Here is a 14,967-nt window from a genome sequence, read left to right as displayed (position 1 = left end):
ACCGCACGCGGTCAGCTCCATACTGACTTCGTGCCGCGACCGACTGCGCCCGTGCCACCGGTCAATGCACCATAGCTCAACGACGTTTGGGGCCGCAGCAACATAAGTGGGCTTCCAAACCCAAGGGAACATAGCCACCCTCACAATACTTTCGATCTGCAGCAGCATGCGTCGCGAGCACTCGGCCCACCCTCGCCTCGGTTAGCCAGGTCTTTTACAAATGCAGAACTGGCGCAGCGGCACCTAAGCCCTACGTCGAAGTATTTGGCCCCAAGCCGTGTTAGGCTCAGCCTTCCGAAAGGGTCGACGTCTATGGTAGTTGCGACTCGCTGGAAAGCGGCCTCTTGCGAGAATCCCAGGCTTCATCGCGGCGGTGATCGCCGGAACGGGAGCAAGATGACAGGACGTCGGAGCTGAGACTCTGGTAACTCTCACAAGTTCGATTTTCTGACGCCATATCGCATCATTGACGATTATCAAGACTACCGAGTGCACGGAGCCTGGTCGGTTGGGTGGACGGCTGCTTCTACATCTGCCAACAACGCTGAGTTTCCAGGGAATAAGCTCTTGGAAGCGGCATTACCTAACATTGCGTGGAGCGCCTTCTTTCTCCGAGACGGTCAACTCTGAGATTCGGAATGTTTCACCTGACGTACGTTATCATTTTAATCGCCACATGCTCGGCGCGTGGCGAAGCGCATCGAGGCCAATCTGCTCGAGACGCTCGCGCGTCCTCTCACCTTTGCTGGCGGCCTCCAGAAGCTTCGAGGCGACATGTGCCCGCACGCCACCATCACTCCCAGGCACGTTTGCACAGACGGTTTCGAGGATCTCCCGCAGAAGTGCTGTGGTAGTGGCGTCCAACATCGGAGAATTCCCCCAACTTGAAGGCGATGATAGCACAGCGCGCTTCCTAGTTGAATTGATCGAGTAACGAAAATTCAATACCCCTTTGCTTCGATCGATCGTCTGCCTCAGCTCCTGCTCCCTGTGCTTCCGCCTACGCTTTCTCTGTCCCGGTCTGTGTCTGCGGCCTGCTGGGCCAATTTCCGGAGCTTCACTCTTGCCTTGTAGTCTCGCAGCCCTAACGAGACGGCCATCGCGCGCGGCGTCCCTAAACGCCAAAATTCCTCGCTCGAGTGGAGATTTTCGGCGAATTCCACCTTGGCGACCGTGCGAAGTTTCGGCGCATGTGCGTCGAAGCGGCACTACCGGGAGCGGAGCGATAGGACAGTGCCCTACGCCCGGTACTCCGCAGCTCGCAGTCGGTCGGCCTAACAGCCTGGTCTCTGTCGAATTTTGAGCCCAAACAAAGTTGAGGATCGAGCACCCTGCATACAATGGCGCCAAACTCGTCCGCCTAACAACACGCCCCGGAAACAGACCTGCGGAGCGTGGCGAGGAGGTCCCTCGCTTCACGCGCGAGATCCGGCTGATCAAGCGTACCTGAATGATCTTCTTCATTGCCGCGCGCTGCTGTGCTTGGCATTACGGGGCGCAAATGATGCTCTTGGTGGTGTTGCCGGACGTGATCGAGGACAAGCAGTTCCGGTCGACGTGTTTGCAAAGCTGATGAAGGTTGATCCATCTTTCGTCACCACGCAATCGAAGCTGCTGGAGAGGAAGAGATTGCGGCATCATCAAGCAATGCACGCGGGATGCCCGGATCATACATCTTTCATTGGTAGACAACGCCAGCAAACGTCACGCGATTATCGCCGCGAAGCAGGAAAAGCTCGACGGGGTGGTTTTTGGAGACCTTGCTGTTCAAGAGGTGGACAAGCTGGGCAACAGACTTAGCGCGATCAGGCATCGGCTGCAGAACGCTTGCCTGCGAGACTAACAAGAATCCTGGAGTGTAGTCCGACAATCTTCTGAATGCGCGGCGTGTTCTTTGTGCGATCTCGGCTCCTGATGTTTTGATGATTCACTCGGGGCGTAAGCCCCTTGTTAGAGAGGGACGTATGAAAAGGAATCAAGAGGGAGTGTCAATTGGATCGTTTGAGCGGTCACGTCCTAAACCACCGGAAAGATCCAAAGCCAAGAAACTGACTGCAACCATGAAAAGGCGTGCCCTGAAAGTCAGAAAGTCGGAGCACCGTCCTCCTCCATCCTCCTGAAGGCTATTGCTCCGCAATTTTTGTGGTCTAATCGGGTATCTCGACTTGGCTGCCAAGACCCCGCTGCCATTTCGAGAGAGGCTCTGTCCCCTCTTCTTGACCGTCCGCGGATGGCAGGTCCGCTATGCGACGCGCGTGCGATCGAGCCATGGGAGATCATTTTCCAGCTTCTTGCAACGCGCATGGTGACCCCCGTATAGGAGCGACACAACAGAGGCCAGCCGCGACGCCAAAGGCCCCTCGCCAGCGAACTCCATTCCATGAAATGTCGCAGGCTTGGCAGCGGTCGCGATCCGAGTTGTCGGTTCAAACCAGCCTTGCAAGCCTCACCAGGATAAATTGGGCGCAGGCCAGCCCGCCCGTGCAACAGCTGTGTCCGGAGTGTGGCGGCGCAGCACATCTCGCCTCCGCTCTAATCGCGAAGGGGTCGGAGGTCTGCCGGAGAACTAGTCACGTCGTGTAGTGGCAATTTAAAGCGCGGACCCATTTCAGCAAAGCCGGCCTTCAAATACAACGCTGAATTCGGGCTGCGACTCCACACCGGTTGCTTGGGTCCCCGACTTCAAGTTGCCCCCAGCCCCTTGCGGTACGGAGGGCCACGGCCGTCTCGATGAGGCTTATCGCCACCCCAGACGAGCGGTGATCCGGCACGACATAGAGTTCGGTGATGATTCCGTAGGGGCCGCGCGCAAGAAGCGAGATACTTTCCGTCACCAAGATAATGCCCACAGCGCGCTCTTGGACAAAACCGAGACTCTCTTAGGAAAGCGCGATTGACGAACGAATAGTCTCAGACAACGACCGTCCAAGCCAGTCGGAGACAAATTCTTTTTCCGGCGTAAAACCAGCTTTCTAAGATTCACAGTGCGGAGATTTTTCTGCAGGACGAGCCAATTCGCCTTTCCGAGAGCGCTCTCGCTTCCTTGACGATTTTTTCTCGATCCTTTTTGTAAATTTGGCCGCTCAACATACAATGTTGCTAAGCCCCGCAGCCGCTCGCGGGGGCGACAGGCCCCCGCTACACGCCAAACCCACCCGGAAGATCAAGTGCGCGCGAGGATTCAGGTCGATACGTCACCGCGCAAGATGCGAGCTTGCGATGAGTCCAATTATGCCGCTTGGACCCTCCTGAGGAAATCTCCAAGTTCCTGCTTCAGCCGAGCGCTTTCCTCCGACAGCAGTTCGGCAGACCTTAACACTTGCATCGAAGCCCCTCCTGTTGCCTTCGCGCGATGAGTGACTTCACCGGCGCTCGCGGCCACCTGAGTGGTCGTGCTCGCAGCTTCCTGCAAGTTGAACGCGACATTCTTGCTGGCCTCTCTTTGCTCGCCGATGGCTTCGACAACAGTCATAGCGATGTCGGAAATGCAAGCGACGATGGCGCCGGCTTGGGTATTCGCGCCGACGGCTTCAGTTGTTGCAGCCTGAATATCGTTGATCTGCTTGCCGATCTCGATGGTCGCTTGAGCGGTTTGCATCGCGAGGGATTTGACTTCCTCAGCCACAACTGCAAAACCGCGGCCGAGATCACCCGCGCGAGCAGCCTCGATTGTGGCATTCAAAGCGAGCAAATTGGTCTGCCGCGCGATCGCCGCGATAAGTTGAACGACGCTGCCGATCCGCTCCGCCGCGGATGCCAAACTAACCATGCGCTGATCGCTGAGCTCGGTCTTGCACACCGCTTTGCGCGCCATGTCCGCTGCTTCCTCGACCTGCCGGCCTACATCAGCCATAGTTATAGCCATCTCGCTTGTTGAGGTCGCAACGCGTTGAACGTTGGCGGACGCGTCGTCGGATGAAGAGGCAACCTCTATCGAGAGTTGGCGGCTCTCAATCGCAGAAGAGGTAAGGCTCCGCGCGGAGGCTTCCAGCTCCGTCGAGGCGGACGAAACGGCTTCGATCACCTGTCCTACGGCTGATTCGAATTCTCCCGCAAGCCGAGCGATATCGGCCTTACGCATGTCAGCCGCAACCTGGTCACGTTCGACCTTAGCATCAAGCTCCGCCTGCAGCTTTTCACGAGCTCTCAGCTTGAACATTTCTACAGCTTCTGCCATATCGCCGAGCTCATCTTTTCGACCAAGACCCGGCAAAACTACATCGAACCGACCCTCACCTAGCTGGCGCATGGCCGCGGTCATCGAGGCGACGGTTTTGGCAATGCGCTGCCCAAAGAGCATACTAAAAAGGCCCGCGAGCAGCGTTGCAAGTCCAATGAGCCAGGCTAGCCTCTGCCGAATCTCTCCGGCTCGGATCTCCATAGCCTGCGCATGCGCGTCTGCCGCGGACTTGGCCTTTGCGATTGCCGGGCGAATGCGGCCGTAAATCTCTCGAAGATCATCCACCTGATCGCTCAGCGTCTGCTGCGTCACCATGAATGATATAAAATTTGCCTTGTACGCTCGGATCAGCTCGAGAAGCTGGGATTTCTCGTCCGCAGGCAGGCTTGCCTGAGCAAGTTCGCCTTCGAACTCCATCTCCCTGGCGGAAAGCTGATCGCCGTATTTTTCTTCGCCCCGTAAGATAAAATCCTTCTCATGACGGCGCATCATCAGCATCAAGATCGTCAGGCGCGGCTGCTTCAGCTGGCTCAATCGCTCCTCGACAGCGTGCACGGCTATGCGCAACTTGCCCTGAAATCCGTCATTCTCATTGAAACCTAGGTTGCGTTGTGCTGAAACGACGTTTCCGAAGCGGGTCGCATAGAGATTAATTACCGGCCGCAGGGAGGCTGCCTGCCGCAGCGGATCATCTTCGGGCAACTCCCCGATCAGTTTTTCGACCCGACCCAAATCTTCGAGCTGGCGATCAAGAAGATCTGCATGCGTCTCGACCGACATTTCACTGGGCTTGCGGAGGAACTCGGTCGCGATTTGGCCAGACTCCAGAAAGCTTTGTGACAATGAAACGACACGGGCTTTCAATTCATTGCTCGCGCTCGCCTCTCGTTGAACGATACTCGCGTAGTGCAGAGCTGCGGCGCAGATCACGCCGATGACCAGCACACCGGAAATCCCGAGCACTGCCATCTGCTCGCGCAATCCGATTCGAAAGCCCCATCTGACGGACGGACGTTCGCCAGTGTCGGAGAACTTCTTGCTCACTTTTTGTCCCCTCGATGTGACCTGATTTGTTTGAGCAATGCTGACAGTCCCAGGTCAGCAAGTAACGCGCACGTTGATCGGACTGGCTCAACCTGCTTCGTTAGCGCTGCCTAATTTAGATTGATTTCCAAATGCTGAACTCGTACGCAAAACGCGCGCGCCCCATGCCCGTGCATGACCTAACTGCTGTTGGATTAGTGACGAACACAGAGCATGGGAGACGTGATTACTTTGAACTGAGCGTCTCGCGGAATAGCTGCATCTAAATGGTTCAATTCGCATAAAACATGCGACGCATGCCCTAAATCCGGCCTCAACCAGCGCAAAAAACGGATATTTCAAGATCCGGCTTGCGCGACTTGACCGTAGGCGCAAGCTTGGAGCTCCAGTGAGTGTGGGCACTCACTTTATGCTCTCTTCAGCCGCCCTTTGGGGCGTTTCCTCCCTGACTTGGCCGTGCGAATTTTCGCACGGCCTTTTTTCGTAATCCGACGAAAGCATCGCTGCGTCAATGGCGCAATTTCTCGACCAAAGTTGTGGCCCTACGTTGGAGCTCACGATCGTGCTGCAAACTCTGCGGTCCTGCGAGGACGTTATTCAGCTAGGCCGCCCCGGGGCGGGTGGCGAACGCACGCAACCATGTCAACGAGGCGATCGCGTGCAGACTAACGCCTCACGCGCCTGCGGGCGTTGTCGACCAGGCGAATGACCGCTACGGAGCAGAGCTGGTGAAGGCCAGGCGTTGAGCCGCGTCGCGGAAGAGGCGCAATGCCGCCGGGCTCCGCGGGATCTTAGGAGCAAGGCTGTGAGGAACGACTTCGATCGCGCACCCGTTCAAGCTCTAATGGATCTCCGGCTGCGATGCAGCGTTTGTCGGAGGACTTCAATTCATTCCCAAGCTGCATGAGACTGTATTGAAACCGGACTGTTTGCAGCATTTCGCGGCCTGCTCTGCCGCCGCAATGCAGCTGCGAATGTGACCATTCGGAGCCGGTAGAAATGGCGAACCATATCCTCCTCCCCGTGCCGTTTCCAGACGATACCCTATCCGACCTGCCAAGATCGGAGCGCAATGCTGCACACGAGTGCGCCTCCCGGCACTGATTTGATGCAATCAACAACCACTCGACGCTCAAATTCCGCGCGGGCGCGCCGGTTATAGTCCAATTTCCGCATGACCGCTTCTTCTGAGCGACTCTAGGACCTGATCGCCGGCATTGGCCGGACGTGTGGCATTGCACTTTCGTCAATCCCACTCAGTTCAATGTTTGCAGATCGCCATCACTCCGTTCGTGTTGGAACCTTCCGGTTCGCAATGGCCGGCGCGGAGCTCATCGGGAAGCTGATAGCATTCCTGCTCCCAGGGAATGTGCCCTGACGGACATCGACCGCCCAGCGTATCAGCGCCTCCTGTAGAACCGCCTCATTGGCGTAGGCGCGAATGAATTTTGGTCTTTTTGCCTTTCCACCAGCCCAAAGGCGCGAAGCCCCCCATGACCTGGGCGCTTTGACGAGTAAGACCACACACACCAAGATGCCCCTGGGATTCGCAATCACCAAAACGCGCAGATCCCAGACCGCTTGGCACCGCCCTCGAGTTTCACCTCCGGCTTTGCGTATTGTCTCATCGAGACTGAGATGAAAGCTGAGAAACAGGATGTCGGCCACAACCCGCGCATGAGGCGTTGTGCGCGAGGCTGCTTCCAGGTGATGATTCATCATTGCCATGCTGATGGGAAGCGTATCGTGGACGTCCCGGGCAGATCTTGCCGACACTATCACCGACGAGAATGATGTCGACCGCTGTGTCGGCGATGCCCGCCGTGACCACATGGTAAGCTGTCGTCATCGCTATGGGGAGCCCCTCCGTTTCCATTGCTGCAGGACTGGAATGGTGACGCCCTGCAAAGACTTCTCTGAAGTGTGGCTCATGCGTGGAAAATTCTACGACACTGATGGTCGAAACGGACACGGAAAGAGTTTCGTTCAGAAGAGGAGAGCGGCTTCATCTCCCGACGCGGAAGCATCGCTCAAGGCACGTTCCAAGGGCGAAGATACAGTTTTATTTGGTCGAACCACACGGAAGCCGCCGTCGGTACGGCGCACTTTGCAATAACAGGAAGAGCGCTTTGTTGGCTTCATAGCGCGCCGCGGTTCGGCTGCTTTGCGTTCCCGCCATGACCAACGAGCCATTCGTCTGGGAGATGGACCACGACCACCTTCGACGGCAACGTTCAAGCGAGACTTTGTAAATTGAAAATCGATCGGACATGGCAGCCCCGCTCAAGCCATAACTCTACTCACGATCTATCTCATCCGCATGGAGTCCGCCCGAAGCTGCCATGCCTTTCCCGAGTATCCCGTGCAAGCGAGCAAGGGGTCGATGACCGCCATCCGACAGACTGCGCAATGCGGTCAGACCAATTTCGAAGAACCGTGTCTGCCGCTTCAGCATTAGGTCCTGGGGCCTCCTTGCCCGCCCACCTCGGCGAGACTGATCGATGCGAGTCTCGGAGAGCGTGGCGGGCTAGAGTTCGCAAGCCGATCGTGGCCGATACCATAATAGTAGCCGCCCAAGCTCGCCGCCCGTCTGCGTCAGATGCCGACGATTGAGTTGAAAGCTGCTTCTCCCAAAATCACACTCACACCCGTTCCTGTGATCGACCGGGAAGGATTTCGTTCTGCAGACAGACCCATCAGGGCGAACGGCATCATACGAGAGAAAGCCAGAACAAATAGTACGCTTTGAGCGCGTCATTGGAGGCGGTCGCGCAAAGTCGGCCCGATTAGAGCTTATCCGTAGCGCGCTTCTTTAGTCTATAGCATTGGAACCGATTATTGTTGCCGTGCTCCGTGTCGCTTACTTTTCACCACCCTTGAAAGCGCCTCGCTCGGCTCGCCGGCCTGTCGGGTGATGTCGCGCTAGGCATCGCCCGGCTAAGGCACTGTCCAAGGGAGCTCACTTAGTGGCAGCTGTCAAGCTGCTCGCAACCAGCGCAACCATTTTTGGTCGGCCTCCCGCCGCGAGTTGAAGCGGTCGACGCACCTTTTGGAGCAAAGCGCCGTTCGCCAGCAGTAGTAGCGGATCAGCCCGAACTTCCCGCCACAAATAGCGCAGCACCTTCCACCATGGAAAGCGTGAGAATTATTGCGCATGTTTGCCTCCTATTGGCCTAAATCAGCTCCATGCATTCTCCATTTCCACGTCATAGCGCCCGCGCATGACGTGCGAAGTCGCCAATTCCGATTCTCGGGTATGCAAAAAGCAGCCGGCGCAGCAGGATGACGTGCTCGCCTTTTTGGCGCCGCCTCTGTGAGCAGTTGCGCCAAACTTCCCCACCTATAACTGCTATTTTGATCCTGAAAAATGCAATGAACGGCATCCGGCCGCGCAAATCCTGCAATATTTCAACTCTGCCTGAGGATCTTCACCAGATCTTTCGCGGTCCTTGCTCGCCGTGCATCAAGCGAACAGATCGGCAGCCTCCCTGATAGCGGCATAAATCTGATCAAGATCTGCGGCTGTAACGCAATAAGGTGGCATCACGTAGATCGTATTCCCGAGCGGACGCAGGAGAAGATTTCGGTCACTGAAGAAGGCTTGCAGTTTCGGACCGATGCCGGCGAGATAGCCGGGGTCATCTGTTTTCAGATCAAGCGCAGTGATGGTGCCGGTCCGACGAACGTTTGCAAATCGTGGATCTGTCTGAAACGGCTGAATTGCGTGCTCCTGCATGGATGCAACGGTTGACACGCGCGTACGCGCATCGGAGTTCTGCCAAAGATCCAGATTGGCCCTTGCGGCGGCGCAGGCAAGCGGGTTCGCCGTATATGAACTCGAATGGAAGAACGTCAAATTGCGATCTTTCGAATAGTGCGCGTCGAAGATATCAGCGCGACAGAGTGTCACTGCAAGCGGAAGCGATCCACCAGTGAGCCCTTTTGAGTAACATGCGATATCTGGAGTGACGTCGACCTGCTCGCACGCAAACAGCGTTCCGGTTCGACCCCAGCCCGTCATGACTTCATCTGCAATGAAGAGAACGCCCCAATCTTCGCAGATCCGCTTCATCTCCCGCAGCACCCAGGCTGGGTACATCAGCATTCCGCCCGCCCCCAAAATCAGAGGTTCCACGATCAAAGCTGCCGGCATCTCCTCCTGGCACACTGAATATAACGCACTGAGCGTGTCCCGCTCGCGACCTGTTGCCGGGAACGGGATTGGTGTGACGTCAAATAGAAGAGGCTCATAGGCTGCATTGAACACGCCACGGGCTCCGACCGACATCGCTCCTACCGTGTCGCCATGGTAGGAGTGTTGCATTACCACAATGCGAGTCCGCTTTTTGCCGATGTTATTCCAATAGCCGAGCGCCATCTTCAGCGCGACTTCGACGCTCGTCGAACCGCTATCTGAGAAGAAGACGTACTCAAGAGCAGGCGGCGTAAGCTGCAGGAGTTGCGCCGCAAGCTCCTCGGCTGGCTCATGGGTGTAACCCGCAAAGATGATCTGATTGAGCTTGCTCGCCTGTTCCTGGATGGCGCTGACAATATGTGGATGGCAATGGCCGTGAGTCACGACCCACCAGGACGAGATTGCGTCCATGATATGTCGGCCGTCGGCGGCGTGAAGGTAAGCCCCCTCGCCCCGCGCGATCCTTGTGATCTCGCCTTGAAGCGCGTGCTGCGTAAACGGATGCCAAATTGGCGAGCTCGGGCGCGGCATCTTAACTGAAATCGTCGGCACGGAATGAAGATTTGAATGCCGTCTGAAGCGCCTCTGGCGTGAGAGCAGAAAGCAGAGGAAGTCGTCCCAACCAGCGCACGCGGCCAATCTCACGAATGGCAGTCTGCGTTTGCGGGTTGCGTTCGCCAATGAACGCAATACCCAGAATCGTGATCTGCCGCCTTCGAAGAGCCTCGATCGACAGCAGCGAGTGATTGATTGTACCGAGTTTTGTGCTCGCGCAAACCACGACCGGAAGCTGCCACCTCTCAAACACATCGATGTAGAGTGTATCCCCACTCAGCGGGACCATAAGCCCGCCGGCGCCCTCGATGACAAGAGGCCGTCCTTCCGTGTCTGGTGGACTTAAGGAGGCTGCGTCAATGCGAACCCCGTCCACTTCGGCAGACTGGTGCGGCGATGCGGGCGTTCTAAGCCGGTAGAACTCCGGCACGACTCGATCGGCTGTGAGACGAGCCAACCTTGTGACGGTTTCGGTATCGGTTTCTCCGTCGAGGCCGGCTTGTATCGGCTTCCAATAACTCGCACCGAGAAGATCGGCCAAGCCTGCTGCGAACACAGTCTTCCCAATCCCGGTATCTGTTCCGGTCACCACGATCCGCAAGCTCATTGAGCCTTCTCCTTCGTCTCCTCAGCGAGCGCATCCACCATGGAGACCACATCATCCTCGTTGACGTTCAGCGTCAGTGAGATTCGCAAGCGCGCAGTCCCTACTGGCACTGTGGGCGGCCGAATTCCGCGAATATCGAAGCCGCGATCCTGCATCGCAGAGGCGAGCCGCATCGTATGAGCATTGTCACCGACGATGTATCGGAGGATCTGTGAGCTGGAAGGACATCGCACGCCACGGGCTTCCATCTTCCGATGCGTGAATGCAACCAGCCTTAAGAGGCGCTGCTGACGCTCCGGTTCCCGCTGCAAGATAAGCAGCGCCTCTCTGACGGCCACGGCAATTAAGGGTGACGGCGCGGTCGCGAAGATGAACGGACGACAACGATTGATCATAAAGTCGCGTAGCACACCGGAAGCAGTGACAAGCGCTCCCGCCACTCCCAACGCCTTCCCGCAGGTATGTATGACCAGGAGATTTTCACGGCGACCGTACTGGCTGGTGAGCCCTCGGCCCTGCTCACCGTAAACGCCCGTAGCATGGGCCTCGTCAACGACCAGGAAAGCGTCGAGGCGATCGGCGAGCGCGACCAGATCATCCAGGGGGGCGAAGTCGCCGTCCATACTATAGAGGCTTTCCGCGACCATCCAGACACGTCCCATTCCTCCATCCGCACGCCAGTCGCGGATCGCACTTTCGATGGCTCCGAGATCGTTGTGGCCAGCTATGCGAAACTCGGCCCTGCCAGCTCGCGCGCCTTCATGAATACTGGCGTGAACCAGAGAGTCGAGGACGAGCAGATCGCCGCGCTGTGGCAGCGTCGTCAGGACCGCAAAGTTTGCGACGTAACCGCTCGCAAAAAACAGCGCCGTCTCTGCGCCAAAGAACTGAGCGGCTTCCGCCTCGAGGCATTCATGCTCTTCACAATTGCCGCGCAGAAGTCGCGAACCGCCCGAACCAAGGGGGGTGCCACGTTCGATGGCCGCCAAGACGGCCTTTTTCATACGCGATGCACACGCAAGCGCCAGATAATCGTTAGATGAAAAATCAATTCCGGCACGCGAATTCAGACCGCGCAAGCGGTTGTCATCTTGCAGGGCGCGCAAGGCCTCGACGTAGGGTCCGAATTTATCCATTCGCGACGAGCTCATTGCGCACTCCACCCCATGCTGCCGGCGTTTTGGCGATAGCCGCCGACAACGAGCTTGAACATGGCACTCAGGTCTTAACGGGTGAGGATGCCATTGTTGCGGTCAACGAGCACGACACGCGGTTGGAACACCTCTGCTTCGGCTTCGTTGAACGTTGCATAAGCAATGACAGTGATTTTGTCTCCTGGCATCGCGAATCGCGCCGCAGCACCATTCAAACCAATGATACCGGATCCACGCGGTGCTTCGATGACATAGGTTGCAAAGCGCGCTCCGGTATCCATGTTGTAGATCTCGACGCGCTCATAGATCAGGACCCCCGCCGCGTCCAGCAACGCACGATCAATCGAGATTGATCCTTCATAGTGAAGATCGGCTTCCGTCACGGAAGCGCGATGGATTTTGCCCTTCATGAGGGTGATGTTCACTTCACACCCGCCCGTCAGCGCCTCGATCGTCTGCGCTGTTTCGTTCGGCAAGCTCAGACGTGATGCCGAGCCGCGCGAACAAGTGCGCGTCGCGATCCAACTTGGGATTTTCTGTCGTCAGCAGCGTATCACCGATGAAGATTGAGTTCGCGCCAGCCAAAAAGCACAGGGCTTGCAGTTCGTCCGTCATATACTGGCGTCCGGCCGACAATCGGACCACGCTCTTCGGCATCATGATTCGAGCAGTCGCGACCAGGCGCGCCACGGCGATCGGATCAGGACGCTGGGCGGTTTCATTGACCGGCACGCCCTTGACCTCGTTCCATAGGTTGATCGGAACGCTTTCCGGATGGCTTGGGAGGTTTGCAAGCAGCACGAGCATGCCGAGGCGATCCTCGATGCGCTCGCCCATCCCAATGATGCCTCCACAGCAGATCTTGACCCCGGCGCTGCGAACGTGCGCCAGGGTATCGAGGCGATCTGCTAGCGTCCGGGTTTTGATGATGCTGCCGTAAAATTCAGGCGAAGTATCGACGTTATGGTTGTAGAAGTCGAGCCCAGCTTCAGAGAGCTTTACTGCCTGGCTCGCGGTCAGCATACCGAGGGTGACGCAGCTCTCCATGCCAAGACCTTTCACGGTCCTGACCATGTCGCAAACCTGATCAAGATCGCGCTCCTTTGGACTACGCCAAGCCGCAGCCAGGCAGAAGCGCGTTGCACCTGCATTCTTGGCGCGTTTTGCTGCGGCTAGTACATCGCCACGATCCATCAGGCGGGTGGCCTTCAGATCTGTAGCGAAGTGCGCGCTCTGGGAGCAATAGCCGCAATCCTCCGGACAGCCCCCTGTCTTGATGCTAAGTAGGCTAGCGGCCTCGACGCGATTTGGATCGAAGCTCTCGCGATGGACGTTCTGCGCTTGGAATATAAGGTCTGCAAACGGCAGCCCATACAAAGCTTCGGCCTCGATGACCGTCCAATCAAAGCGAACAAGCCCTTTGTTATCGCGATTGTAGTGCCTGGCTTCTGCGGCAGGATTCATGCATTCATCATTGTCAGCTTGGTCGGAAACCTTCTGAAAACTCGATTGAAGCTCGCGACTTTTCGAGGGCAAAGGTATAAAGGCCTACTCTCGCTCAAAGACGGCGGAAATGCAGCCAGATTGCATGATTTCTGCGAAAAGAGCCCTACGCAATATCGATTTCGACTCCGAGCAATATCTTGTTGCGGCCGTTCGTCAGCAAGGGCTCGAGCACGAACCACGGGCTGCGCGGCCAGCGCCGCCATTGCAGCGAGCTCACGTTCGAGATAGTAAGGGCAGCTAAGCTCCCGGGGATCGCCGACCATCCATGATTCGTCACATCGTGTTGTTCACCGCCCAGGACCAAGCCCACGCGGATCAATTGTCGACAGCTCAATATCCGTAAACGGCTGGCTTAACGCGGGGCATGGCATGTCAAGTATTTACAGGCGAATGCCTTGCTTTGACAGGTCAGGAGCGGGGGGACATTCCTGGCGCCGCCAAATCGACGGAGTGCCTGCCGACAGTTGGGCTGGAAAACGACAGGTGGTTTCGCCAGCAGCGGATCCTGTTTGCATTCGACCAAATCATGCGAGATCATTGCGCCGGCTTTGAAACTGGTAACGCCGTAGCGGATCCAGTCTTCGTTCATTGTCACAAGCAGCCGACCACTTGCGATGCCGACGATCGGCGCCTTCTTCGGCGGATCGAGCTCGATCGGCTCAGCGGGCTCGAAAAGCGCATACTGCCGCTCGAAGCCGTTGGTCCAACAGACGACGCGGGTCACAGCGATCCGCCGTTCACCAAATACCCATGGCACGATCTTCAAGTCGGTGCGCTGGCGACGGAGAACTTCGCGCGCCTTATCGACCGGCTGAGCGCGCTTGAGTTCCTTCAACACGAAAGGGTAGCCGGCCTCAGTCGTAGTCCCCTCGCTCCAATTACGTGCAGCAATGACACTGTCGCGGCCTACCCAGCCGACGCTCTGCTTGCCCTCGGGCAGCTCGAAACCATTTGCCACAGAGCTTTTGGCTTCGCTGTCGAACTCGCGTATGGATACGCCGTCCTTGCGACCGTCAGAGGGTTTGACGAGGCAGCGCCGCGCAAGGCAGCTGTGACCCTTGCAGACCCAGCTCTTGTTCTCGGCGAGAGCGAGCACATCAAGGTCCAGGATGGTCTCCCATCGGGGATCCTGGAAACCGCAGTTCTCAAGGGTGGTGCGCCCCCATATGCCGCGCACATGGCTCTCGTCTTGCCAGAAAGATAAGAGACCTTGCTGTTCAAGAGAAACGGACGGAATCCGGTGTTTTGCCTCGCCGATCGTCAGCTTGTCCAGGTAAGAGCGATTGTAGCGAGAATCCGACTGCGGCGCGCCAAGCGTCCTTTCCTTCTCGGCGGGTGCCCAAGCCAATGTGCGCGGCCCCTCGACCTCCGCGAGCCAGAGGAACGCATCGTCCGCCGACGTCGCACCAGACTGCCCGTGGAGCAGCGCGACCGTAAGACATATCGCCGAGAGCAGCGCGGCGTGCAGAATCGATTTTTTCATCCTCATACCAGGCACGCAGGCGAGCCCCGAACTTATTGCGACTGGGCGAACGTAGCCAAGTTCGTGTTACGACCGTGCACACTCTGTGACGGGCCGCCCGCTCGATACGTGCAAGCAGCATGCCGCTGACAAACAGAGGGCGTCCGGCGCATCGTCCTGCATCGCCGTGCCAGCTTCCCGACATTGGCCCTGAAAGCTGACAATCGGTGTCCGCCGTCGTCGGCCCTCCCGGGACACCCTAGC

The 14,967-nt window shown here is 57.5% G+C and carries 10 protein-coding genes; 1 reads left to right on the top strand and 9 read right to left on the bottom strand.

The window, feature by feature from the left end:
• Nucleotides 1-660: 660 nt before the first annotated feature.
• Nucleotides 661-867 (bottom strand): hypothetical protein, encoded by a 207-nt coding sequence (locus XF30_RS11460; protein ID WP_109142751.1) that lies wholly within the window; start codon nucleotides 865-867, stop codon nucleotides 661-663.
• A gap of 583 nt (nucleotides 868-1,450) precedes the next feature.
• On the opposite strand from XF30_RS11460, the gene XF30_RS39790 reads away from it, so the two are divergent.
• Nucleotides 1,451-1,573, top strand: coding sequence for a hypothetical protein (locus tag XF30_RS39790; RefSeq protein WP_283811131.1), 123 nt, complete (start codon nucleotides 1,451-1,453; stop codon nucleotides 1,571-1,573).
• Nucleotides 1,574-3,229: 1,656 nt separating this feature from the next.
• On the opposite strand, the gene XF30_RS11455 is transcribed toward XF30_RS39790, so the two are convergent.
• The 8 genes from XF30_RS11455 to XF30_RS11410 form a co-directional block, all read right to left on the bottom strand.
• Complete coding sequence (locus XF30_RS11455) at nucleotides 3,230-5,224, bottom strand: methyl-accepting chemotaxis protein (RefSeq protein ID WP_146207680.1); 1,995 nt, start codon at nucleotides 5,222-5,224, stop codon at nucleotides 3,230-3,232.
• A 1,624-nt stretch (nucleotides 5,225-6,848) separates the two neighbouring features.
• A complete protein-coding gene (locus XF30_RS11445; RefSeq protein WP_502696162.1) occupies nucleotides 6,849-7,073 on the bottom strand; it encodes a hypothetical protein in 225 nt (74 codons plus the stop codon).
• Nucleotides 7,074-8,687: 1,614 nt separating this feature from the next.
• The gene (locus tag XF30_RS11435) at nucleotides 8,688-9,950 is read right to left on the bottom strand and encodes an adenosylmethionine--8-amino-7-oxononanoate transaminase (RefSeq protein WP_109142748.1); all 1,263 of its coding nucleotides are present in this window, start codon (nucleotides 9,948-9,950) and stop codon (nucleotides 8,688-8,690) included.
• 1 nt (nucleotide 9,951) lies between these two features.
• On the bottom strand, nucleotides 9,952-10,581 hold the full coding sequence (bioD, locus tag XF30_RS11430) for a dethiobiotin synthase (RefSeq protein WP_109142747.1): 630 nt from the start codon (nucleotides 10,579-10,581) through the stop codon (nucleotides 9,952-9,954).
• The gene (locus XF30_RS11425) at nucleotides 10,578-11,717 is read right to left on the bottom strand and encodes an 8-amino-7-oxononanoate synthase (RefSeq protein WP_502696089.1); all 1,140 of its coding nucleotides are present in this window, start codon (nucleotides 11,715-11,717) and stop codon (nucleotides 10,578-10,580) included. The genes bioD and XF30_RS11425 overlap by 4 nt, the downstream gene beginning before the upstream one ends.
• 89 nt (nucleotides 11,718-11,806) lie before the next feature.
• On the bottom strand, nucleotides 11,807-12,160 hold the full coding sequence (gene panD / locus XF30_RS11420) for an aspartate 1-decarboxylase (protein ID WP_109142745.1): 354 nt from the start codon (nucleotides 12,158-12,160) through the stop codon (nucleotides 11,807-11,809).
• Between the two features lies 1 nt (nucleotide 12,161).
• Nucleotides 12,162-13,199, bottom strand: coding sequence for a biotin synthase BioB (bioB, locus tag XF30_RS11415; RefSeq protein WP_109142744.1), 1,038 nt, complete (start codon nucleotides 13,197-13,199; stop codon nucleotides 12,162-12,164).
• A 394-nt stretch (nucleotides 13,200-13,593) separates the two neighbouring features.
• Nucleotides 13,594-14,724, bottom strand: a complete 1,131-nt coding sequence (locus XF30_RS11410; protein ID WP_146207679.1) for a prolyl oligopeptidase family protein — start codon at nucleotides 14,722-14,724, stop codon at nucleotides 13,594-13,596.
• Between the last annotated feature and the right edge of the window lie 243 nt (nucleotides 14,725-14,967).

This window comes from Bradyrhizobium sp. SUTN9-2 (assembly GCF_003122645.1).
Taxonomy (GTDB): Bacteria; Pseudomonadota; Alphaproteobacteria; order Rhizobiales; family Xanthobacteraceae; genus Bradyrhizobium; species Bradyrhizobium yuanmingense.
This window is presented reverse-complemented; position numbering and strand designations above follow the sequence as displayed.